We start from the raw sequence: 22183 nt of genomic DNA on the forward strand, positions 1-22183 counted from the left end.
AGCAGCACCATCGCCCCCAGCGGGCGCGGCGCCTCGTCGCGGTGATCCCGCAATGGCGGCAACCCCGGCCCACCCGCATTCAACCGCAATCCAGCGCTGGCCGAGGGCCGCTGCCCGCCCTATCGCGGGCGTGAAGCCAGCCCTACCAGCGGTCGGTCACAGGCTGGGCAACACGCCCGCCGGCAGCAGCGGGGTCAGGCACGCTCGCCCCAGCAGTTCCACCGCCACTTCGATGTCCGGGGCGAAGAAGCGGTCGCGGTCATAGTGCGGCACTTCGCGGCGCAGCATCTGCCGGGCCTGTTCCAGCTTGGCGGAGGTCTTCAGCCCCTCGCGCAGGTCCAGACCCTGACAGGCGCCGAGCCATTCGATGGCCAGTACGCCCCGGGTGTTATCGGCCATTTCCCACAGTCGCTTGCCCGCAGCCGGTGCCATGGACACGTGGTCTTCCTGGTTGGCCGAAGTCGGCAGGCTGTCGACGCTGTGGGGGTGCGACAGCGCCTTGTTCTCGCTGGCCAGCGCCGCCGCCGTGACCTGGGCGATCATGAAGCCGGAGTTCACCCCGCCGTTCTCCACCAGGAACGGCGGCAACTGCGACATGTGCTTATCCATCATCAGCGAGATGCGCCGCTCGCTCAGGGCGCCGATCTCGGCGATGGCCAGCGCCAGGTTGTCGGCGGCCATGGCCACGGGTTCGGCGTGGAAGTTGCCCCCGGAGATCACCTCGTCTTCGGCGGCGAACACCAGCGGGTTGTCCGACACCGCGTTGGCCTCCACCGCCAGCACCTCGGCGGCCTGGCGCATCTGGGTGAGGCAGGCGCCCATCACCTGCGGCTGGCAGCGCAGCGAGTACGGATCCTGCACCTTGCCGCAGTGCTTGTGCGATTGCGACACCTCGCTGGCCTCGCCCAACAGGTCGCGGTAGCAGGCGGCCGCGTCGATCTGGCCGCGCTGGCCACGCACCTCGTGCACCCGCGCATCGAACGGCGAGCGCGACCCCAGCGCCGCCTCCACGGTAAGGGCACCGCAGGCGATGGCGGCGGCGAACAGGTCCTCGGCCTGGAACAGCCCGCGCAAGGCGTAGGCGGTGGAGGCCTGGGTGCCGTTAAGCAGCGCCAGCCCCTCCTTGGCCGCCAGGGTCAGCGGCTCCAGGCCCGCCACCGCCAGCGCTTCGCGGGCGTCCAGCCACTGCCCGCGGTGCCGGGCCTTGCCCTCGCCGAGCAAGACCAGCGACATGTGCGCCAGCGGCGCCAGGTCGCCGGAAGCGCCGACCGACCCCTTGAGCGGGATGTGCGGGTAGACCTCGGCATTGACCAGCGCGATGAGCGCATCGATCACCAGCCGGCGAATGCCGGAGAAGCCACGGGCCAGGCTGTTGACCTTCAGCACCATGATCAAGCGCACCAGCGCGTCGTCCAGCGGCGCGCCGATACCGGCCGCATGGGACAGCACCAGCGAGCGTTGCAGGTTCTCCAGGTCGTGGCTGGCGATGCGAGTGGAGGCCAGCAGCCCGAAGCCGGTGTTGATGCCATAGGCGGTGCGGTCCTCGGCGAGGATGCGCTCGACGCAGGCGACGCTGGCGTCGATGGCGGTGGCGGCCCCCGGATGCAGGCTCAGACGCACCGGTGCCTGGTGGATGCGGCGCAACTGGGCCAATGTCAGCTGGCCAGGCGTGAGGGTCAAAGCGTCCATGTTTCAGCTCCTTGTCGTGATGTCAGGGCGTCGCGGCCAGCACTGGCTGCGCCAGCCGGGGATCCTTGAGCAGCTCGGCGGCGGCGGCGATGTCCGGCGCCAGCCAGCGGTCCTGGTGGTAGGCTGGCACCGTCTGGCGCAGCAGGCGCCAGGCGGCATCGGTGCCCGCGCCGAAGCGCAGGTCCTTGAGGAATTCGAAGGCCTGGGCGGCCAGCAGGTACTCGATGGCGAGGATCTGCGTGCAGTTCTCCAGCACCTGGTGCAGCTTGAGCGCGGCGTTGGTGCCCAGGCTCAGGTGGTCCTCCTGCAAGCCGGAGGTGACGAAGTTGTCGAGCACCGCCGGTTGCGCCAAGTGCCGGTTCTGCGCGCACAGCGAAGCAGCGACGTACTGGGCGATCATCATTCCCGAATTCACCCCCGGCTCGCTGACCAGGAACGCCGGAAGGCCGCTGACCAGCGGATTGACCAGGCGATCCAGGCGGCGCTCGGCGATCGAGCCGATCTCGGCCATGGCGATGGCCAGCAGGTCGGCGGCCAGCGCCACCGACTGACCATGGGGATTGGCCTGGGACACCACGCGAAACGCCTGGGGCGTGCCCAGCAGCAGCGGATTGTCGTTGGCGCCGTTGAGCTCGGCCTCCACCTGGCGTACCGCATGCGCCATCTGGTCGCGCGCCGCACCGTGCACCTGGGGCATGGAACGGATGCTCAGGGCGTCCTGGGTGCGCAGGCCCTCGCCGCGGGCGATCACCTCGCTGCCGGCCAGTAGCGCCCGCAGTCGCTCGCCCACCACCTGCATGCCGGGATGTGGCTTGAGCGCGATGATCTCGGCGTCGAAGGCGGCGATCTGGCCGCGCTGGGCCTCGAAGCTCATGGCGCCGATGACATCCGCCCAGTCCAGCAGGCGCTGGGCATCGTCCAGTGCCAGGCTGGCCAGGCCGGTCATGCAAGGCGTGCCGTTGACCAGGCACAGGCCGTCCTTGGCACCCAGCCGGATCGGTGCCAGGCCCGCGTACGCCAGGGCCTCGGCGGCCTCGACGATGCGCCCGCGATGGCTGACCTTGCCAAGGCCCAGCAGGCACACGCCCACATGGGCCATGTGGGTGAGATACCCCACCGATCCCTGGGACGGCACCTGTGGCGTGATACCGTGTTCGAGCAGCGCCAGCAGCGCGTGCACCACCGCCCGCTGCAAGCCCGACTTGCCATGACTGTAGTTGACCACCGCCGCGCAGATGATCGCCCGCGTCTGCTCGTCCGGCAGCACCGGGCCGACGCCACAGGCATGGCTGAGCAGGGTGTTGCGCGACAGCGCGGCGAGTTGCTCGCCGGCCAGCGACACATTGCACAGCGCGCCCAGCCCGGTGTTGACGCCATAGGCGCGCTCGCCACTGTCGACGATGCGCCGCACGATGGCCTGGGCATTGTCGATGCGCGCCCAGGCCTGCGCGGTCAGCTCCAGCCGCGCGCCGTGCCGCGCCACCGCGGCGATGTCCTGCCAACGCACCGGCCGGTCGCCCAGTCGCACCACTTCAGGGTTGCCCATGACGCACCTCATACCGCCACGGCGCGGCGCTGGACGAAGCGGTCGACGTATTCGTCGGCCGGCGAGTGAAGGATCTCCCGCGGCGTGCCCACCTGGATCAGCCGCCCGTCCTTGAGAATGGCGATGCGATTGCCGATGCGCACCGCCTCGTCCAGGTCATGGGTGATGAACACGATGGTCTTGTGCAGGGTATTCTGCAGCTCCAGCAACTGATCCTGCATCTCGGCGCGGATCAACGGGTCGAGCGCGCTGAACGCCTCGTCCATGAGCAGGATGTCGGTGTCGGCGGCCAGCGCCCGAGCCAGGCCCACGCGCTGGCGCATGCCGCCGGACAACTGGTGCGGGTACTTCTTCTCGTAGCCCTTCAGGCCCACGGTCTCGATCCACTGCGCGGCACGCGCCTGGCACACCGCCTTGCCTTCGCCGCGCACCTTCAGGCCATAGGCGACGTTGTCCAGTACGTTGCGGTGCGGCAACAGGCCGAAGCTCTGGAACACCATGCTGATCTTGCGCCGGCGAAAGTCGCGCAGGGCGTCCATGTCGTACTGCAGGATGTCCTGGCCATCGACCAGGATCTGCCCGCTGGTCGGGTCGATCAGGCGGTTGAAATGCCGCACCAGGGTGGACTTGCCCGAACCCGAGAGGCCCATGATGACGAAGATCTCGCCGCTGCCGATCGACAGCGACAGGTCGTTGACCCCGACCACGCAGCCGGTCTGCGCCAGCACCTGCTCCTTGCCGCGGCCTTCGCGGATCAGTTGCAGCGCCTCGGCGGAGCGCTCGCCGAAGATCTTGAAGACGTTCTTCACCTCGATCTTGCCCATCGGCTGCTCGCTCATGGGTTCACCTCGTGACGTGGACGGCCGTAGGCCTGAGTGATGCGGTCGATCACCACCGCGAGGATGACGATGGCCAGGCCCGCTTCCAGGCCGCGGCCGACGTTGAGGGTCTGGATGCCCACCAGCACGTCCTCGCCCAGGCCGCGGGCGCCGATCATCGAGGCGATCACCACCATGGACAGGGCCATCATGGTGGTCTGGTTGATGCCAGCCATGATGCTCGGCAGCGCCAGCGGCAGCTGCACGCCGAACAGTTGCTGCCAGCGATTGGCGCCGAAGGCGTTGATCGCCTCCATCACCTCGCGGTCGACCTGGCGAATGCCCAGGTCGGTCAGGCGGATCAGCGGCGGCGCGGCATAGATGACGGTAGCGAAGATCGCCGGCACCTTGCCCAGGCCGAACAGCATCAGCACCGGGATCAGGTACACGAAGCTGGGCATGGTCTGCATGATGTCCAGCAGAGGCATCAGCACCGCGCGCAGGCGGTTGCTGCGCGCCGAGAGGATGCCCAGGGGGATGCCGACGAGCACCGAGATCAAGGTGGCCACCAGCATCAGCGCCAGGGTCTGCATGAGCTTGTCCCACAGCCCGACCGCGCCCACCAGGAACAGCAGCCCGACGATCACCAGGGTCGGCAGCAGGCGCCGCGTGGCGTGCCAGGCCAGCACGCCGACCAGCGCCAGCATCAGCCACCAGGGCGTGGCACGCAGCAGGCCTTCGAGGTTGACGATGGCCCACAGCAGGGTGTCGGAGATGTGCCGGAACACATCGCCGTAATTGGTCACCAATGCATCGACCCAGCCATTGACCCAGTCGGCGATGGAGAACGTGAGGTTGTCAGGAAACATAGGCTGCACTCATCAGGTGAGGACGCTCACAGCGCCGCGGAGATCTTCTTGGCAGCGTCCGGATCGACCCAGGCCTGCCACACCTCAGGATGTTCCTTGAGGAAACGCTTTGCCAGTTTCGCCGACTCGATGCGCTCCTTGCTCATGCGCCCCAGGTTCTGGTTGAGCAGGTCGAGCGGGATGTTGACCTTCTCCAGCACGGCCACCAGTTCGGGCGCCTGGTCGTGGAACGCCTTGGACAGCCCGACCTTGATCGACACGGTCTTGTCGACCCCGGGCTTCTCTTCGAGCTTGACCAGGTCCACCTGGCCCATCAGCGGGGTGGGCGTCCAGTAGTAGAGCAGGATCGGCTCGCCGCGCTTGTAGCTCGACAACGCTGCGGCATCCAGCGCCGGGCCGGTGCCGGGACGGAAGTTGGTGTAGCTGCCTTCCAGGCCGTAGTCCTTGAGCATCTGGGTGTTGTCCAGCTCGCAGGTCCAGCCGGCCGGGCAGTTGTAGAAGCGGCCCTTGCTCGGCTCCTCCGGGTCCCGGAACACGCTGGCGTACTTGGCCAGGTCGGCGACACGCTTGAGATCGGGGGCCTTAGCTTCCAGCTTGCGCTTGGCATCGCCCTCGATCACATAACGCGGCACGTACCAGCCTTCCTCCGCGCCGACCACCGGGGCGCCGACACCGACCACCTTGCCGGCCGCCTCGGCCTTCTTCCACACTTCGCTGCGTCCCACCCACTCTTCGGCGAACACCTGGATGTCATCGCTGCTCAGGGCGTTCTCCATGGTGATGGAGTTGCCCGGCAGGCTGTCGGTCTTGCAGCCATAGCCCTTTTCCAGCACGAACTGCATCACGTCGGTGAGCAGCATGCCGCTTTCCCAGTTCAGACCGGCGAACTTGACCGGCTTGCCGGATTCGCACCAGGTCTCGGCCTGGGCCATACCGGCGCTGCCGAGGAGGCCCAAGGCGAACAGCGAAGCCAGCAAGGTCTTGTTGGTGTTCATTGCGTGACGCTCCCAAACTTTAAGAAGTGGAAATCGGCAGTCCCTGCAAAGAAAGTGGATCTCCCGTAGGTGCGGGGATGCCCGAGGCGCCCCGCCCTGCGATCCTTCACCCGGTGATCATCGGCAGGTTCAGACCCTGCTCTTTGGCGCAGGCCACGGCGATGTCGTACCCCGCGTCGGCATGGCGCATCACGCCGGTGGCCGGATCGTTGGTCAGCACCCGAGCGATGCGCGCCGCGGCTTCGTCGGTGCCATCGCAGACGATCACCACCCCCGAGTGCTGGGAGAAGCCCATGCCCACGCCGCCGCCATGGTGCAGCGATACCCAGGTAGCGCCGCCGGCGGTGTTCAACAGGGCGTTGAGCAGCGGCCAGTCGGACACGGCATCGGAGCCGTCCTGCATGGCTTCGGTCTCGCGATTGGGACTGGCCACGGAACCGGAGTCCAGGTGATCACGGCCGATGACAACGGGTGCCGACAGCTCGCCACTGCGCACCATTTCGTTGAACGCCAGGCCCAGCTTGGCGCGCTGCCCCAGGCCGACCCAGCAGATACGCGCCGGCAGGCCCTGGAAGGCGATGCGCTCGCGGGCCATGTCCAGCCAGTGGTGCAGGTGCTCGTCGTCGGGGATCAGCGCCTTGACCTTGGCGTCGGTCTTGTAGATGTCCTGCGGATCGCCCGACAGCGCCGCCCAGCGGAACGGGCCGATGCCACGGCAGAACAGCGGGCGGATGTAGGCCGGCACGAAGCCTGGGAAGTCGAAGGCGTTGCTCACGCCCTCCTCCTGGGCCATCTGGCGGATGTTGTTGCCATAGTCGAAGGTCGGCACACCGGCCTTCTGGAAGTCGAGCATAGCCTGCACGTGCACGGCCATCGAGCGCTTGGCCGCCTTCACCGTGGCGGCCGGGTCCTGCTTGGCGCGCTCGCGGTACTGCTCCCAGCTCCAGCCGATGGGCAGGTAGCCGTTGAGCGGGTCGTGGGCGCTGGTCTGGTCGGTGACCATGTCCGGGCGCACGCCGCGCCTGACCAATTCGGGGAGGATTTCGGCGGCATTGCCGTGCAGGGCGATGGAGATGGCCTTGCCCTCGGCGGTGTATCGGGCGATGCGCGCCAGGGCGTCGTCCAGGTCGCTGGCCTGCTCGTCGACATAGCGGGTGCGCAGGCGGAAATCGATGCTGGTCTGCTGGCATTCGATGTTCAGCGAACAGGCACCGGCCAGGGTCGCGGCCAGGGGCTGGGCACCGCCCATGCCACCCAGCCCGGCGGTGAGCACCCAGCGACCGGCCAGGTTGCCCTGATAGTGCTGGCGACCGGCCTCGACGAAGGTTTCATAGGTGCCCTGGACGATGCCCTGGCTGCCGATGTAGATCCAGCTGCCTGCGGTCATCTGGCCGTACATGGCCAGGCCCTTGGCATCCAGTTCGTTGAAGTGCTCCCAGGTGGCCCAGTGCGGCACCAGGTTGGAGTTGGCGATCAGCACGCGCGGCGCATCGCGGTGGGTCTTGAACACGCCGACCGGCTTGCCGGACTGCACCAGCAAGGTCTCGTCGTCTTCCAGCGCTTTGAGGCTGGAGACGATTTTGTCGTAGCACTCCCAGTTGCGCGCGGCACGGCCGATGCCGCCGTACACCACCAGCTCCTTGGGGTTTTCAGCGACCTCCGGGTCGAGGTTGTTCATCAGCATGCGCAGGGGCGCTTCGGTCAGCCAGCTCTTGGCGTTGAGCTGCGTGCCGCGAGGGGCGCGAATCTCGACGTCGCGGAAGGTGGTGGGCTTTTGGTCAGTCACGAACAATGCTCCTTGAACGATCTAGGCAAACCCGACGAGAGTGGCGGGCCGAGGTTTCACAGCCGCACGAGAGGGACGGCCTATCCACTGTCGCGCACTTGGCTTTACTTGTACATACAAGCATATGCAATTGGATTGCCAAGTTTGCTCGTGCCTTGGAGCAGGCCACTGCGGAGTCGGGAAATCGCCCAGAGAAACCGGGGGTCTCGAGCCGATGAAACATCGCGCGGGGATCAACGACCTCACGCGGCTGGTCGCCGAAAGCGCCCCTGAGTGGGGCATTCGGTAACAAGGCGCGCCAGAATCGGGCAAGCAATGGGTAACTTTGGAAGGTGAAACGCGGTTGTCGCTCGAGGGTCAGGAACCGAGGGGGCTCAGTTCAATGATGCAGCAGGACCCGCTCGCCGCAACCTCGGTCAAGTGCGTCCCCTGGCTGACGTGCAGGCAGTCGTAGAGCCCCAGTTCAACCTCCTGGTGCCCGATCCGCACCGCCAGCCCGGCCTGGGCACTGAACACCAGGATCGTCTCGGCAGTACTGAACAGCCGGGTATCCGCGACCTGCCACTGCAAGCGTGCCTGGTAACGGTCCGGCGCATAGATGAGGTTGAAGTCGCGAATAGGCCCAGCGGCCAACGTACACTCCACCTGGCTGTCACCAGCGAAGGCGAACGCGTCGAAGGGCTGCAACGCACGGCTCGGTACTTCGTCCACCGTCAGGCGCATGCCTTCGCCTTGCAGCACGGTGATGATCCGCTGGTAACCGGCGAAACGGGAGAACCCACCGCTGGCGGCGATATCGGCGATCGACAGGCGCCAGCCGAAGCCGTCCAGACCCTCGCCGGCATCGCGGGTGATCTCTTCGGTGAAGCCGCCCCCGTTCTTCCAGGGCATGCGCGGATAGTCGCAGGCACGCAGCAGCTGGAGCTGGCTCATTTCCCGAAGCGTCCTTCCAGGCGATGGCGCGAGCCCGGATGGATCAACCGCGCGGCCGTCACCGGCTGGCGGCCTGACCAGGTACGCCGGCGGATGAGCAGGCAAGGCTCACCCCGCTCGATCTGCAGCAACCGGCATTCGTCCGGCTCGGCGAGAATCGCCTCCACCACGTGCTCGCCCTCGGTCAGCGGCGCGACCTGGGACAGGTAGGCGTACGGCGTCTGGCGGGTGAAGTCCTGTTGCAGGTAGTCCGGCGCGATGGCCGCGTTGACGTAGCGGTCCTCGATCTGCACCGGCACGTCGTTCTCGTAATGCACGATCAGCGAATGGAACACCCGCTGCCCCTCGCGCATGTCCAGGGCCAGGGCACGCTCGGAACCTGCGGCCTGCTCTTCGAGCACGATCACCTGGCAGCGGTGGCGATGGCCGCGCGCGGCGATCTCGTCGGCGATGTTGTGCACCTCGAACAGCGCCGAGCGGGTCTTGGGCTCGGCGACGAAGGTGCCCACGCCCTGCATGCGCACCAGCAGGCCATCGGCGGTGAGTTCGCGCAGGGCGCGGTTGATGGTCATGCGGCTGAAGCCCAGCTGGCTGACCAGCTCGCTCTCGGAGGGCACCCGATGATGCGGTGGCCAGCTGCCGTTCTCGATCTGCTGGACGATCATCTGCTTGACCCGCGCATACAGCGGCGCCGGACCTTCGCCTATCTGGGCCACCAGCGCGGAGACGGGAGGTGTCGGCACGGTCGTGCATCCTTGTGCTAAGTGATTGGCGGTAGCTTGCCGCAGTTTACCCGGCAGGCAAACGTCTGTATATGTATATACAAATAACTCATCAGGGTGACCGACCGATGTCCGCCTATTTTGCCGAGCGTGCCCTGCTGCCTTCGGGCTGGGCGAGTAACGTGCGCCTGCACCTGTCCGCCGACGGCTACATCGAGCGTGTTCAGGCCGACGCCAGTGCCGAGGGCGCCGAGCGGCTGGCAGGCCCATTGCTGCCGGGCATGCCCAACCTGCACTCGCACGCCTTCCAGCGCGCCATGGCCGGCCTTGCCGAAGTGGCCGGCGACCCCAACGACAGCTTCTGGACCTGGCGCGACCTGATGTACCGCCTGGTCGGGCTGATCACCCCGGATCAGTTGCAGGTCATCGCTCGCCAGCTGTACATCGAGATGCTCAAGGCCGGCTATACCTCGGTGGCCGAGTTCCACTACGTGCACCACGACAGCGCCGGCAAGCCCTACGCCGACCGCACCGAACTGGCCCGGCAGATCAGCGCCGCCGCCAGCGCCAGCGGCATCGGCCTCACCCTGCTGCCGGTGCTGTACAGCCATTCCGGCTTCGGCGGCCAGGCGCCGAACCACGGCCAGCGGCGCTTCATCAATTCCACCGAGCAGTACCTGCGCCTGCACCAGCAGCTCGCCCCGCTGCTCGCCGCCCAGCCCGCCCAGCACCTGGGCCTGTGCTTCCACTCCCTGCGCGCCGTCACCCCGCAGCAGATCAGCGAAGTGCTGGACGCCAGCGACCGCCACTGCCCGGTGCATATCCACATCGCCGAACAGCGCAAGGAAGTGGACGACTGCCTGGCCTGGAGCGGACGACGGCCATTGCAGTGGCTGTACCAGCATGTGCCGGTCGACTCACGCTGGTGCCTGGTTCATGCCACCCACGCCGAGGCCGACGAAGTGAGCGCCATGGCGCGCAGTGGTGCGGTGGCAGGGCTGTGCCTGACCACCGAGGCGAACCTGGGCGACGGCCTGTTCCCGGCGGTGGATTTTCTCGCCCAGGGCGGTCGACTGGGCATCGGCTCGGACAGCCACGTTTCGCTCAGCGTGGTGGAGGAACTGCGCTGGCTGGAGTATGGCCAGCGCCTGCGCGACCAGCGGCGCAACCGCCTGTACCGCAGCGACCAGCCGCGGGTGGGGCCCACCCTGTTCGACGCTGCGCTGGCCGGCGGCGCCCAGGCGCTGGGGCAGGACATCGGCCAGCTGGCCGTGGGCAAACGGGCCGACTGGCTGGTGCTCGATGGCCAGGACCCGTACCTGGCCACCTCGCAGGGCGACGCCATTCTCAACCGCTGGCTGTTCGCCGGTAGCGACCGGCAGGTGCGCGACGTGATGGTCAAGGGTCGCTGGGTGGTCCGGCAGGGACGCCACGCGCTGGACGAACAGAGCGCGAAAGACTTCGCCCAGGTGCTGCGCGCACTGCTGGGCTGAAACCGCGTCGCCGCCTAGGGCACATGGCTCGGCGGCAGCCCTGAAAGCCGCCGCCTTGCAGGCCTAGTGCCGGGTCACGATCTGCTTGTCAGACACCCGCCAGATCAGCCTACTGGTGTCGTAACCCTGCTGACGCGCCTTGGACAGCAGATGCTCACGCTGCCAGGCCGGCAGGTTCGGCGTGCGCGACAGGATCCACAGGTAGCGGCGGTTGGGGCTGCCGACGATCGCCGTGTTGTAGTGATCGTCCACATAGAGGATCCAGTAGTCGGCGCGGGTCAGGCCCGGTACCAGTCGCGAGAACCAGTTGTCGAACTCCACCCAGAGCTTGTCGGTGTGCCCCGGCTGCTCGATGCCGGCGCGACCCTCGGCGCGCAGCCACTCGTCGCCCTCGGTCCGGCAGCGATTGATCACGCCCAGGCTGCCGTCAGGCTTGAGGTGGTAATGCGCTTCGGACTGCGCACAGTCTTCCTGGAAGCGCATGGGCAGGCGCGCCAGCTCGAACCACTTGCCTTGGTAGCGCTTGAGATCGACGTTGCCCGCGGTCTTCGGCGCCAGCGGGTCTACCTGCGAGCTCGCGCAGCCGCCCAATGCCAGCGCCAGACCCAGCGCCAGCCACCACTGCCAGCGCTTCATTTGAGACCCTGCCCGGAGTACATCAGGACCTTGTCGGCGGCGTACTGCACGCTGATGAAGCTGCTCTCGTCGCCCCAGGTGCAACTGCTCATGCCCAACGCCCCGGAACATTCCTTGGGCGAGCCGAGCAGTTGCTCGACCTCGGCCTTGGTCATGCCGGCCTTGAGCCTGGCATAGTTTTCCTGGTTGATCTTGCTGCACGCGGTCAGCATGACCAGTACGGACAGCAGGGCGAGGGAACGCAATGACATGAAGGGCTCTCCTGGAGATGAATGCAACAGGCGAGACGGCCTGCAGAGCCCTTAGAAGCGAAAATGCCTCCCTGGTTCCCTGTCCACCCCGCTTTCGTATCAGACCGTTGGTCGGCACTCGCCCACGCGCGTACACCCCGCCTGGGCAGGGTGCCTGCGAATGCAATGACGGGGAGACAGGGGCCTGCGAGAGGCCCCGCAGCTCAGAACCGGGAGCCCGGCTCGAGCAGGAAGTCCATCTCTTCGCTGGTGCTGGGACGCCCGAGCACCAGGTTGCGATGGGGGAAGCGACCGAAGCGCTCGATCACTCGCTGATGCTGCTCGGCGTAGTCCAGGAACCCTTCGAACAATCGGCGGTTGGGCTCGGGCTGCTCGTCGAGCAGTGCACGGAAGCGCTCCACGCACAGGTTCTGCCAGTCCAGCACCTCGGCGTGTTCGAGCACCAGCAGCACGAACACCCGCTGGATCGGCAGCAACTGGTAATCCCAGTCTTTCTGCAAGCCCTGCAGCGCCACCACCTGCGCCCGCCGGTCGCCATCGAAGGCACGCGGCGTGTCGCGGTGGATCATGCGCGGCAACTGGTCGAGCAGCAGCAGCAGGCCCAGCCAGCCCTGCGGGCTCTGCTGCCAGTCATCGAGCCCGCCGGCCAGGGCCTGCTCGACCAGATCGCCGAACAGCGCCTGGGCGTCGGCGTCCTGGTGCTTGCCGAACCACAGCGTGCTCTTCTCGTCAGCCACGGCCTGGGCGCCATGGCCCCAACCGAACCACCATTCCAGCAACGGCTGCCAAGGTGCGAGCATGGGTTACTCCTTGTGATAGGCGGTGACGCGCTCGACCTCTTGCTTCGAGCCGAGGATGACCGACACGCGCTGGTGCAGGCTCTCCGGCTTGATGTCGAGGATCCGCTCGTAGCCGTTGGTCGACGCACCACCGGCCTGTTCGATGATGAAGGACATCGGGTTGGCTTCGTACATCAGGCGCAGCTTGCCCGGTTTGCTCGGCTCGCGTGCGTCGCGCGGGTACATGAACAGGCCGCCGCGGGTGAGGATACGGTGCACGTCGGCCACCATCGAGGCGATCCAGCGCATGTTGTAGTTCTTCTGCAGCGGGCCGGTCTCGCCTTCGAGCAACTCGCCCACGTAACGCTGCACCGGGGCTTCCCAGTGGCGCTGGTTGGACATGTTGATGGCGAACTCGGCGGTGGTCTCGGGCACCTGGATGTTCTCGTGGGTGAGCACGAAGCTGCCCAGCTCGCGGTCCAGGGTGAAGCCCTTGACGCCGTTGCCCAGGGTGAGGATCAGCATGGTCTGCGGGCCATAGATGGCATAGCCGGCCGCGACCTGCTCGGTGCCCGGTTGCAGGAAGGCGTTCTCGTTCAGGGTCTCGTTCTGGCTCAGGTACTCGTTCGGGCAGCGCAGCACCGAGAAGATGGTGCCGACCGAAACGTTGACGTCGATGTTCGACGAGCCGTCCAGCGGGTCGAAGACCAGCAGGTAGGCGCCCTTGGGATACCGGCCCGGGATCTGGTAGGCGTTGTCCATTTCCTCGGAGGCCATGCCGGCCAGGTGACCGCCCCACTCGTTGGCTTCGAGCAGGATGTCGTTGGAAATGACGTCGAGCTTCTTCTGCACTTCGCCTTGCACGTTCTCGGTGCCCATGCTGCCCAACACGCCGCCCAGGGCGCCTTTGGACACATGGTGGCTGATTTCCTTGCATGCGCGCGCCACCACTTCGATCAGGAAGCGCAGATCGGCAGGGGTGTTGTTGCTGCGGGTCTGCTCAATCAGATAGCGACTCAGGGTAACGCGGGACATGTATGGCTCCGAAAAGGAAGAGAGGAAAAACCCTCGCAGTTTACAGGGAGAGCCGCGCCCTAGCGAGCGTCGAGGCACGGCTGGGCAGTGAGACGACGAATACGCTCGGGAGTTCAGCGTTCGCCACCCACTTGCGCCCCGCCCGGCCGCGACCCTGCTGCGCCAGGGCCGCCTGCGCCGCGAAAGGGCTACACAGCGGCCCCCGCGGGCGCGGCCGTGCAACCCTGAGCGCTTAGGCCGTCAGGCCGACGGCGCTCAGTCCAGCGCCTTCCAGATTTCCGTGGCGTACTCGCTGATGGTGCGGTCCGAGGAGAACCAGCCCATGCGCGCCGTGTTGAGCACCGCCATGTGCCACCAGTCCTGCGGCGAATGCCAGAGGTCTTCGACGCGGCGCTGGGCGTCCCAGTAGGCATCGAAGTCGGCGCAGACCAGGAAGCGGTCGTGGGCGATCAGGCCATCGATCAGCCCGACGTAGCGCCCCGGATCGTCTGGCGAGAACACCCCGCTGCGGATCGCCTGCAACACGTCGCCCAGCCGCGAGGACGCCTCGATGGCCGCCGTGGCGCCGAAATCGCCTGCGCGCTTGCGGGCTTCCACCTGCTGCGCAGTGAGGCCGAAGATGAACATGTTGTCCGCCCCCAGCTGCTCGCACATCTCCACGTTGGCGCCGTCCAGGGTGCCGATGGTGAGCGCGCCGTTGAGGGCGAACTTCATGTTGCTGGTGCCCGAGGCCTCGTAGCCGGCGGTGGAGATCTGCTCGGACAGGTCGGCGGCCGGAATGATGCTCTCGGCCAGACTGACGTTGTAGTTGGGCAGGAACACCACCTTGAGCTGGCCGCGCACGGTCGGGTCGTGGTTGACCACACGGGCGATGTCGTTGGTCAGCTTGATGATCAGCTTGGCCTGGTGGTAGCTGGCCGCCGCCTTGCCGGCGAAGATCTTCACCCGCGGCGCCCACTGGGTGCCCGGATCGTTGCGCATGGCCTGGTACAGGGCCACGGTGTGCAGCAGGTTGAGCAACTGGCGCTTGTACTCGTGGATGCGCTTGACCTGCACGTCGAACAGCGCCTCGGGGTTCACCGTCACGCCAACCCGGTCCTGGATGATGCTGGCCAGGGCACGCTTGCTGTGCAGGCGCTGCGCGGCGAACTGCTTGCGGAAGGTGCTCTTTTCGGCGAACGGCTCCAGCCCCTTGAGCTTGCCCTGCGGATCGTCGAGCAGCCCGTCGCCCAGTGCCTCCACCAGCATCTTGGTCAGTGGCGGGTTGGCCTGGTACAGCCAGCGGCGGAAGGTGATGCCGTTGGTCTTGTTGTTGATGCGCTGCGGGTACAGCTTGTGCAGCTCGGCGAACACCGTGCTCTTCATCAATTGGCTGTGCAGCGCCGACACGCCGTTGACGCTGTGCGAGCCGAGGAAGGCCAGGTTGCCCATGCGCACACGGCGACCGTTGTCTTCCTCGATCAGCGACACCGCGCGCAGCACGTCGAAATCGTGCTGGCCTTTGGCGCGCAAGGCATCGATGTGATAGGCGTTGATCAGGTAGATGATCTGCATGTGCCGCGGCAGCATGCGCTCCATCAACGCCACCGGCCAGGTTTCCAGGGCCTCGGGCAGCAAGGTGTGGTTGGTGTAGGCCAGGGTGCCGACGGTCAGTTCCCAGGCGGTGTCCCACGGGATCTCGTGCTGGTCCACCAGCAGGCGCATCAGCTCGGCCACGGCGATCGAGGGGTGCGTGTCGTTGAGCTGGATGGCAGCGGCATCGGGCAGGTTGAGCAGGCTGTCGTGCATGTTCAGGTGGCGACGCAGCAGGTCCTGCAGCGAGGCCGAGACGAAGAAGTACTCCTGGCGCAGGCGCAGTTCCTGCCCCGCTTCGGTGCTGTCGGCCGGGTAAAGCACTCGCGAGATGCTCTCGGCCCGCGCCACCTCGGCCACCGCGCCCAGGTGATCGCCGGCATTGAAGCGCTCCAGGTGCAGCTCTTCCAGCGCCCGCGCACGCCACAGGCGCAGGGTGTTGACGCTGGAGCCGCGCCAGCCCACCACAGGCGTGTCGTAGGCCACCGCGCGCACCGTTTCACCGGGCGTCCACACCTGGCGCGCCGTGCCGTGGGCATTGGGCACGGTTTCCACGCCACCGCCGAAGCTGATCGGGTAGATCACCTCGGCGCGCTCGAACTCCCAAGGGTTGCCGAAATCCAGCCAGTTCTCGGTCTGCTCCTGCTGCCAGCCATCGACGATGGCCTGGCGGAACAGGCCGTGCTCGTAGCGGATGCCGTAGCCATGCGCGGCGATGCCCAGCGTCGACATGCTTTCCATGAAGCACGCCGCCAGACGCCCCAGCCCGCCATTGCCCAGCGCAGCATCCGGCTCGAGCAGGCGAATGCGCTCCAGATCGACGTCCAGGCCTTCCAGCGCCTCACGGGCGATGTCCAGGTAGCCCAGGTTGCTCAGGCTGTCGTACAGCAGGCGGCCGATGAGAAATTCCAGGGAGAGGTAATAGACCCGCTTCTGGCTGCGTCGGTAAGCCTGGCGCGTGTGATCCATCCAGTGATCGACCATGTGGTCGCGTGCAGCCAGGGCAATGGCTTCGAACCAATCATGGTCGAAGGCATGCTCCGGATCCTTGCCGACCGCGTAGGTCAGCTTGTCCAGTACAGCGGCGCGAAAGGCAGCCACCTCGGCGTCACGCGCTTGGGGTTCCTGAGACATCGGGCATCCTCGGGCAGGTTGACGAATACAGAGGGAGAGTGATGAGACTAGACGCTCTGACACAGTGATGTGCCCCACGGTTCGCAGTTTTCGTGCCGAGTCGGATGATCCGGCGAAAGGTTGTACATAATTTGTACAACTCCGGTATGATCGCGCGCCCTCAGCCCCTCACCGTTGCCCTGAAGATGAAACAGACCCTGATTGCCGCCGCCGAAGTCGACCGCCTGGAAACCTGGCAACGCTATGCCAGCCATATGTGCGGAGGCTGTCACTCCACCTGCTGCACGCTGCCGGTGGAGGTCAAGATCAAGGACCTGATCCGCATCGGTGTGGTGGACGAATTCGAGAAGGACGAACCACCGAAGAACGTGGCCAAGCGCCTGCAGAAGGAAGGGATCATCGAGCGCTTCAACCAGAAGTCGGGCATCTTCACCCTCACGCGCATGAGCAACGACGACTGCATGTACCTGGACCGCAAGAGCCGCCTGTGCACCATCTACGACAAGCGCCCGGACACCTGCCGCAACCATCCCAAGGTCGGACCGCGGCCGGGGTACTGTGCGTACAAGCCCAAGGTGGTTGGGCGTTGAACAAATAGCGAACAGCGTCGGCATATGTAACGCTGAAGAAACGCCCGCGGTCGCAAGACCCAGGGCGTTATGTTGATACTCGGCTCAAATAGTCCCGAAGAGCTCACGCCGATGACGTATAACGGTAATCAACAAGGGGACCGCGAACACCATCACCATGAGCGCTATTCCAAAAAGCCTGAACATGATAGATCCATTATTCCAGGCCACCACCTGCCGATAAAATCGGTCCTCATAAAGCACCTGCCCCTCCAAGGTCGTCAACCCACGCACCCTGCTACCCTCAGCTAAGCGTTCGACGACTAGCAGAACCTTTGAGTTGATCTGCAACCCAGAGCTTATGTATCGGTCATGGTACATATAGACAGGCTTTCCTTCTCGCCTCCCGTCCAGTTTGTACGAAACGCCAAAATGCACTAACGCGCGATTATGCTCCCAGCTATCCGGATAGCCCGCCACATGACCCTCGATCAGCTCAAGCCTCGAAAAGTCAGGTGCTGTGTAATGTTGCAAGCCACTCAGGTAGAGACCGCCGAATGCCACCAGGGTCACGATGACGATGCAGAGCAGCTTAATACGCCTGATAGGAGGAGATGCCTTGAGCAGGCTAATGAACTCCGGTATTGAGGCCATACACACTCGCAAATCAACTTGGATTCGATTCCGGCATTCGAGCACCGCCTTCAGTGATATTTATCAAGGCCGCCACTGAACCCTCCGGGATTGATTACCTGAACAGGGCCAATATCTATACTCCACCCAGGTGATTCAGGCAGTGGAAATACTATTGGCACATTTCCACTGCTACCGTTCTCAATGTAGCCTTCCCCACCCCCGCCTACCGAATGATAGAGCTGAAAGCTACCACCATCAATTTTGACTTCATTACTATCGGGATCCCACTGACTGACCGCAATTCTATCTACATAGACTGCACCGATGTCAGCCAGTGATGCAAGCCTCAAATCAAGAGCGACCCAATAGTCTGGGCATGCTGCATCTGCATTCTCGGCAAAATGTTTCTGCCATACTGGAAAAATCAACGACTGATATAGTTTACCTGCCACCTCAGAGCTCACTATATCCATTACGTTAGTGGCTATACCCAGAGCCGTAAAGCCCACAGCTACAGGTCCCCCACCCGCTAGAAAGGCGATACTTCCTACAACACCCGAGATATTTCCTACCAAACTCAGTACGTCATCCTTTGCGAAAGTCTGATCAGTACGATATTGAGCCGTACTTTTCAGAAACACTGTGGTTGCCGCCAGTGTGTTCTGCGTCATCAATTCCGTTATCGATAATACAGACATCTCTGCATGCAATGACTCCCGACATATCTTTAACTCCAAAGCACCCAATGAGTATGAGCACGGGAGAGTAAAAGCTATTCAGTTGGTAGAGCACGGGGAAATCGATACCCACACGCTACAATTAATGCACATGCATCACTATCAAAGCGCCGTTACCTTGGGTAAACAGAAGCGCTAACACGCCCATGGGGGATTGGGCACTGACCATCAGACGGTACCCGCGAAGAGGCCAGCAAAGCGAATACAAATCCTGCAGGCAAAAAAACGCCCCCGGCCTTTCGACCGGGGGCGTTTTCATTCAGCCTGAGCTAACTCAGTTCTTGGCTTTCTTGGCAGCGCGGGTACGCTCGCCTTCGTCCAGGATCTTCTTGCGCAGACGGATCGACTTCGGCGTGACTTCGCACAGCTCGTCGTCCTGAATGAACTCCAGAGCCTGTTCCAGGGTGTGGCGAACCGGCGGCACCAGGGCGATGACTTCGTCTTTGCCCGAAGCACGCATGTTGTCCAGCTTCTTGCCCTTGGTCGGGTTCACGCCCAGGTCGTTGTCGCGGCTGTTCAGGCCGATGATCTGACCGTTGTAGATCTCCTGGCCGTGCTCGACGAACAGCTTGCCGCGCGCCTGCAGGGTTTCCAGCGAGTAGGTCAGCGCCTTGCCGGTCTCGACCGAAACCAGTACACCGTTCAGGCGGCCGGACATCTGGCCCGACTTCATGGTGTCGTAGCGATCGAAGATCGAGGTCAGGATGCCTGCACCGTTGGTCAGGGTCAGGAACTGGTTACGGAAACCGATCAGGCCGCGAGCCGGGATGTTGTATTCCAGGCGCACACGGCCCTTGCCATCCGGGACCATGTTGGTCAGGTCGCCCTTACGCAGACCCATCTCTTCCATCACCTTGCCCTGGGATTCCTCAGGGATGTCGATGGTGACGTTCTCGAACGGTTCCTGCTTGACGCCGTCCACTTCGCGGATGATCACTTCAGGACGGCCCACGGCCATCTCGAAGCCTTCGCGGCGCATGGTTTCGATCAGTACCGACAGGTGCAGCTCGCCACGGCCGGAGACCTTGAACTTGTCCGGGGAATCGGTTTCCTGGACGCGCAGGGCCACGTTGTACAGCAGCTCCTTGTCCAGACGGTCCTTGATGTTACGGCTGGTGACGAACTTGCCTTCCTTGCCGCAGAACGGCGAATCGTTGACCTGGAAGGTCATCGACACGGTCGGCTCGTCGACGGTCAGCGGCTTCATGGCTTCGACGGCGGTCGGGTCGCACAGGGTGTCGGAGATGAACAGCTCGTCGAAACCGCTGATGCAGACGATGTCGCCCGCCTGGGCTTCCTCGACGTCGACACGGTGCAGGCCGTGGTGGCCCATCAGCTTGAGGATACGGCCGTTGCGCTTCTTGCCGTTGGTGTCGATGGCGACCACCGGGGTGTTCGGCTTGACGCGGCCACGGGCGATGCGGCCCACGCCGATGACGCCCAGGAAGCTGTTGTAGTCCAGGGCCGAGATCTGCATCTGGAACGAGCCGTCACGGTCGACGTTCGGCGCCGGTACGTTGTCGACGATCGACTGGTACAGGGCGGTCATGTCTTCGCCCATGGCGGTGTGGTCCAGACCGGCGATGCCGTTCAGGGCCGAGGCGTAGACCACCTGGAAGTCCAGCTGGTCGTCGGTGGCGCCGAGGTTGTCGAACAGATCGAAGATCTGGTCCAGCACCCAGTCAGGACGCGCGCCCGGACGGTCGACCTTGTTGATCACCACGATCGGCTTCAGACCGGCTTCGAAGGCCTTCTTGGTCACGAAGCGGGTTTGCGGCATCGGGCCGTCCTGGGCATCGACCAGCAGCAGCACGGAGTCGACCATCGACATCACGCGCTCGACCTCGCCACCGAAGTCGGCGTGGCCGGGGGTATCGACGATGTTGATGTGGTAGCCATTCCAGTTGATGGCGGTGTTCTTCGCCAGAATGGTGATGCCGCGCTCTTTTTCCTGGTCGTTGGAGTCCATGACGCGCTCGTCGTTGAGCTCGTTACGCTCCAGGGTGCCGGACTGGCGCAGGAGTTTGTCCACCAGGGTGGTCTTGCCATGGTCGACGTGGGCGATGATGGCGATGTTACGCAGATTTTCGATCACAACTGTATCTCGTGCAGAGGATTCGGTTGCCGCCAGTGTAGGCGGCGAATATGTACGAACGGAGGCTCAGCGGGCCCGACGGTCGGGAGGGCGATGGCGGATGCTGCCGCCATACAGCCCTGGCGTCTTATGCCGGACGATAAACACGCACATTGGCATGTCCCTCACTGAGCAGGTGGTGTGCGTGCAGACGGCTCATCACACCCTTGTCGCAATACAGCAAGTACTGGCGCGAATCGTCCAGGTGCTTGAACTTGCTGTTGATGGCATAGAACGGCAGGGCCTGCACCTCGATGCCCTCGAGCGCCAGCGGCGCGTCCTCCTGGGCATCGGGGTGGCGGATGTCGATCACGATCTGGCCCGGCACGGCCTCGGCCACTTCCTCGATCTCGATGTCCTTGCCCAGCTCATCGATCACGTGGTCGATGGAAATGAATTTGGCGCGCTCGATGGCGCGCTCCAGCACGGCCATCTCGAACTGCTTCTCCTCGTGCTCCATGCGGTGACGCTTGGCATGGGTGGTCGGGTTCACCGAAATCACGCCGCAGTATTCGGGCATGTGCTTGGCGAAGTCGGCGGTGCCGATCTGGTAGGCGGTGTCGATGATGTCCTGCTTGTGGCTGGCCAGCAGCGGGCGCAGCACCAGCTTGTCGGTGGCCGAGTCGATGATCGCCAGGTTCGGCAGGGTCTGGCTGGACACCTGGGAGATCGCCTCGCCGGTGACCAGGGCATCGATCTGCAGGCGCTCAGCCATGCGCGCGGCGGCGCGCAGCATCATGCGCTTGAGGGTGACGCCCATATAGCTGTTGTCGACCTTGCCGAGGATCTCGCCGACCACTTCCTCGAACGGCACGCTGATGAACAGCACGCGCTGGCTGCTGCCGTATTTCTTCCACAGGAAGTGGGCGACTTCCATCACCCCCAGCTCGTGGGCGCGGCCGCCCAGGTTGAAGAAGCAGAAGTGGGTCATCAGCCCGCGGCGCATCATCTGGTAGGCCGCCACGGTGGAGTCGAAGCCACCGGACATCAGCACCAGGGTCTGCTCCAGGGCGCCCAGCGGGTAGCCGCCGATGCCGTCGTGCTGGCTGTGGATCACGTACAGACGCTGGTCGCGGATTTCCAGGCGCACCATCACTTCCGGGTGCTTGAGGTCGATGCCGGCGGCGCCGCACTGCTGGCGCAGCTGGCTGCCGACGTAGCGGTCGACGTCCATGGAGGTGAAATCGTGGTGGCCGCCGCGCTTGCAGCGCACGGCGAAGCGCTTGCCGGCCAGCAGATGACCGAAGTGCTGCCTGCATTTGTCGACGATATCGTCGAAGTCGCCCAGCGGATATTCCTGCACTTGCAGGAAATGGGTGATCCCCGGGGTGCAGGTCAGGCGTTCGATCATCTCGCGCTGGATCTTCTCGTCCTCGACGCGGGTGACCACTTCGAGATTGTCCCAGACACCGTCGACCGCGAGCGCAGGATCCAGGTCCTTGAGCACGTTGCGGATGTTCTTGCCGAGCTGGCGGATGAAGCGCTTGCGCACCGGCCGGCTCTTGATGGTGATCTCTGGGAAGACTTTGACGATAAGTTTCATTGGGTTAACAGCGCGCGCGAAGCCTGCCGAAAATGAGGGGCGCGAATTATAGCGGAAACGGACGGGAATTTGAGCAACTTTTGATCAGAGGTCTGGAGATTCGTGTCTGCGGGCGCGTTTGGCGGCGTGTGCAGAGGCTTCTAGCTGACGATCCCGCCTCAGGTGGCCGGCGATTCGCGTAGCCACTTCGCACAGGATCGCCCGTGGAAGGCTCATCCACCCCCATTTAAAGCCTTTGGCCCCCAAACAAAGCACGATTCCGAATCCAGCGCACCACAACAGTGCATCATCGGATTGGCGTGCATC

19 protein-coding genes are annotated in these 22183 nt (G+C 64.6%); 2 read left to right on the forward strand and 17 right to left on the reverse strand.

What is annotated here, in order from left to right:
- Positions 1-156 precede the first annotated feature (156 nt).
- From hutH to hutC, 8 genes are all read right to left on the reverse strand, one after another.
- The gene (gene hutH / locus IAE34_RS05855) at positions 157-1689 is read right to left on the reverse strand and encodes a histidine ammonia-lyase (protein WP_200137916.1); all 1533 of its coding nucleotides are present in this window, start codon (positions 1687-1689) and stop codon (positions 157-159) included.
- A 22-nt stretch (positions 1690-1711) separates the two neighbouring features.
- Positions 1712-3235 carry an HAL/PAL/TAL family ammonia-lyase gene (locus tag IAE34_RS05860; RefSeq protein ID WP_200137917.1) on the reverse strand — a complete coding sequence of 508 codons (1524 nt, stop codon included), beginning with the start codon at positions 3233-3235 and terminating at the stop codon, positions 1712-1714.
- Positions 3236-3243: 8 nt separating this feature from the next.
- A complete protein-coding gene (locus IAE34_RS05865) occupies positions 3244-4074 on the reverse strand; it encodes a quaternary amine ABC transporter ATP-binding protein (protein WP_200137918.1) in 831 nt (276 codons plus the stop codon).
- Complete coding sequence (locus IAE34_RS05870) at positions 4071-4922, reverse strand: ABC transporter permease (RefSeq protein WP_200137919.1); 852 nt, start codon at positions 4920-4922, stop codon at positions 4071-4073. The genes IAE34_RS05865 and IAE34_RS05870 overlap by 4 nt, the downstream gene beginning before the upstream one ends.
- A gap of 26 nt (positions 4923-4948) precedes the next feature.
- Complete coding sequence (locus IAE34_RS05875) at positions 4949-5917, reverse strand: ABC transporter substrate-binding protein (RefSeq protein WP_200137920.1); 969 nt, start codon at positions 5915-5917, stop codon at positions 4949-4951.
- Positions 5918-6023: 106 nt separating this feature from the next.
- On the reverse strand, positions 6024-7703 hold the full coding sequence (gene hutU, locus IAE34_RS05880; protein WP_200137921.1) for a urocanate hydratase: 1680 nt from the start codon (positions 7701-7703) through the stop codon (positions 6024-6026).
- A 357-nt stretch (positions 7704-8060) separates the two neighbouring features.
- Positions 8061-8636 (reverse strand): HutD/Ves family protein, encoded by a 576-nt coding sequence (locus tag IAE34_RS05885; protein WP_200137922.1) that lies wholly within the window; start codon positions 8634-8636, stop codon positions 8061-8063.
- Entirely contained in the window at positions 8633-9301 is a 669-nt protein-coding gene (hutC, locus tag IAE34_RS05890; RefSeq protein ID WP_233630970.1) for a histidine utilization repressor, read from the reverse strand. Before hutC ends, IAE34_RS05885 begins: the two co-directional genes overlap by 4 nt.
- A gap of 185 nt (positions 9302-9486) precedes the next feature.
- On the opposite strand from hutC, the gene IAE34_RS05895 reads away from it, so the two are divergent.
- Complete coding sequence (locus IAE34_RS05895) at positions 9487-10851, forward strand: formimidoylglutamate deiminase (protein WP_200137924.1); 1365 nt, start codon at positions 9487-9489, stop codon at positions 10849-10851.
- Between the two features lie 63 nt (positions 10852-10914).
- Here the strand turns inward: IAE34_RS05895 and IAE34_RS05900 are convergent, their stop codons facing one another.
- The 5 genes from IAE34_RS05900 to IAE34_RS05920 form a co-directional block, all read right to left on the reverse strand.
- Positions 10915-11487, reverse strand: coding sequence for a lipocalin family protein (locus IAE34_RS05900; RefSeq protein WP_200137925.1), 573 nt, complete (start codon positions 11485-11487; stop codon positions 10915-10917).
- The gene (gene bamE / locus IAE34_RS05905; protein WP_200137926.1) at positions 11484-11738 is read right to left on the reverse strand and encodes an outer membrane protein assembly factor BamE domain-containing protein; all 255 of its coding nucleotides are present in this window, start codon (positions 11736-11738) and stop codon (positions 11484-11486) included. Before bamE ends, IAE34_RS05900 begins: the two co-directional genes overlap by 4 nt.
- A 203-nt stretch (positions 11739-11941) precedes the next feature.
- Positions 11942-12538, reverse strand: coding sequence for a DUF924 family protein (locus IAE34_RS05910; protein WP_200137927.1), 597 nt, complete (start codon positions 12536-12538; stop codon positions 11942-11944).
- 3 nt (positions 12539-12541) lie between these two features.
- On the reverse strand, positions 12542-13552 hold the full coding sequence (locus tag IAE34_RS05915; protein ID WP_200137928.1) for a class 1 fructose-bisphosphatase: 1011 nt from the start codon (positions 13550-13552) through the stop codon (positions 12542-12544).
- 255 nt (positions 13553-13807) lie between these two features.
- A complete protein-coding gene (locus IAE34_RS05920; RefSeq protein ID WP_200137929.1) occupies positions 13808-16258 on the reverse strand; it encodes a glycogen/starch/alpha-glucan phosphorylase in 2451 nt (816 codons plus the stop codon).
- Between the two features lie 185 nt (positions 16259-16443).
- Here IAE34_RS05920 and IAE34_RS05925 point away from each other — a divergent pair, with 185 nt between their 5' ends.
- Complete coding sequence (locus tag IAE34_RS05925; RefSeq protein ID WP_200137930.1) at positions 16444-16848, forward strand: YkgJ family cysteine cluster protein; 405 nt, start codon at positions 16444-16446, stop codon at positions 16846-16848.
- Between the two features lie 84 nt (positions 16849-16932).
- Here the strand turns inward: IAE34_RS05925 and IAE34_RS05930 are convergent, their stop codons facing one another.
- From IAE34_RS05930 to thiI, 4 genes are all read right to left on the reverse strand, one after another.
- Entirely contained in the window at positions 16933-17481 is a 549-nt protein-coding gene (locus IAE34_RS05930) for a hypothetical protein (protein WP_200137931.1), read from the reverse strand.
- A 50-nt stretch (positions 17482-17531) separates the two neighbouring features.
- Entirely contained in the window at positions 17532-18134 is a 603-nt protein-coding gene (locus tag IAE34_RS05935) for a hypothetical protein (protein ID WP_200137932.1), read from the reverse strand.
- A 340-nt stretch (positions 18135-18474) separates the two neighbouring features.
- Positions 18475-20295: a translational GTPase TypA gene (typA, locus tag IAE34_RS05940; protein WP_200137933.1), complete on the reverse strand. Its 1821-nt coding sequence runs from the start codon at positions 20293-20295 to the stop codon at positions 18475-18477.
- Positions 20296-20422: 127 nt separating this feature from the next.
- Positions 20423-21877, reverse strand: coding sequence for a tRNA uracil 4-sulfurtransferase ThiI (thiI, locus tag IAE34_RS05945; RefSeq protein ID WP_200137934.1), 1455 nt, complete (start codon positions 21875-21877; stop codon positions 20423-20425).
- Positions 21878-22183 lie beyond the last annotated feature (306 nt).

The organism is Pseudomonas sp. S30 (assembly GCF_016518545.1).
GTDB lineage: Bacteria > Pseudomonadota > Gammaproteobacteria > Pseudomonadales > Pseudomonadaceae > Aquipseudomonas.

What these genes read in the sequence shown, in the direction of transcription:
- hutH (WP_200137916.1), bottom strand. Translation starts at nt 1,689, where the DNA reads ATGGACGCTTTGACCCTCACGCCTGGCCAGCTGACATTGGCCCAGTTG.
- IAE34_RS05860 (WP_200137917.1), bottom strand. Translation starts at nt 3,235, where the DNA reads ATGGGCAACCCTGAAGTGGTGCGACTGGGCGACCGGCCGGTGCGTTGG.
- IAE34_RS05865 (WP_200137918.1), bottom strand. Translation starts at nt 4,074, where the DNA reads ATGAGCGAGCAGCCGATGGGCAAGATCGAGGTGAAGAACGTCTTCAAG.
- IAE34_RS05870 (WP_200137919.1), bottom strand. Translation starts at nt 4,922, where the DNA reads ATGTTTCCTGACAACCTCACGTTCTCCATCGCCGACTGGGTCAATGGC.
- IAE34_RS05875 (WP_200137920.1), bottom strand. Translation starts at nt 5,917, where the DNA reads ATGAACACCAACAAGACCTTGCTGGCTTCGCTGTTCGCCTTGGGCCTC.
- IAE34_RS05885 (WP_200137922.1), bottom strand. Translation starts at nt 8,636, where the DNA reads ATGAGCCAGCTCCAGCTGCTGCGTGCCTGCGACTATCCGCGCATGCCC.
- hutC (WP_233630970.1), bottom strand. Translation starts at nt 9,301, where the DNA reads ATGATCGTCCAGCAGATCGAGAACGGCAGCTGGCCACCGCATCATCGG.
- IAE34_RS05895 (WP_200137924.1), top strand. Translation starts at nt 9,487, where the DNA reads ATGTCCGCCTATTTTGCCGAGCGTGCCCTGCTGCCTTCGGGCTGGGCG.
- IAE34_RS05900 (WP_200137925.1), bottom strand. Translation starts at nt 11,487, where the DNA reads ATGAAGCGCTGGCAGTGGTGGCTGGCGCTGGGTCTGGCGCTGGCATTG.
- bamE (WP_200137926.1), bottom strand. Translation starts at nt 11,738, where the DNA reads ATGTCATTGCGTTCCCTCGCCCTGCTGTCCGTACTGGTCATGCTGACC.
- IAE34_RS05910 (WP_200137927.1), bottom strand. Translation starts at nt 12,538, where the DNA reads ATGCTCGCACCTTGGCAGCCGTTGCTGGAATGGTGGTTCGGTTGGGGC.
- IAE34_RS05915 (WP_200137928.1), bottom strand. Translation starts at nt 13,552, where the DNA reads ATGTCCCGCGTTACCCTGAGTCGCTATCTGATTGAGCAGACCCGCAGC.
- IAE34_RS05920 (WP_200137929.1), bottom strand. Translation starts at nt 16,258, where the DNA reads ATGTCTCAGGAACCCCAAGCGCGTGACGCCGAGGTGGCTGCCTTTCGC.
- IAE34_RS05925 (WP_200137930.1), top strand. Translation starts at nt 16,444, where the DNA reads ATGAAACAGACCCTGATTGCCGCCGCCGAAGTCGACCGCCTGGAAACC.
- IAE34_RS05930 (WP_200137931.1), bottom strand. Translation starts at nt 17,481, where the DNA reads ATGGCCTCAATACCGGAGTTCATTAGCCTGCTCAAGGCATCTCCTCCT.
- IAE34_RS05935 (WP_200137932.1), bottom strand. Translation starts at nt 18,134, where the DNA reads ATGACGCAGAACACACTGGCGGCAACCACAGTGTTTCTGAAAAGTACG.
- thiI (WP_200137934.1), bottom strand. Translation starts at nt 21,877, where the DNA reads ATGAAACTTATCGTCAAAGTCTTCCCAGAGATCACCATCAAGAGCCGG.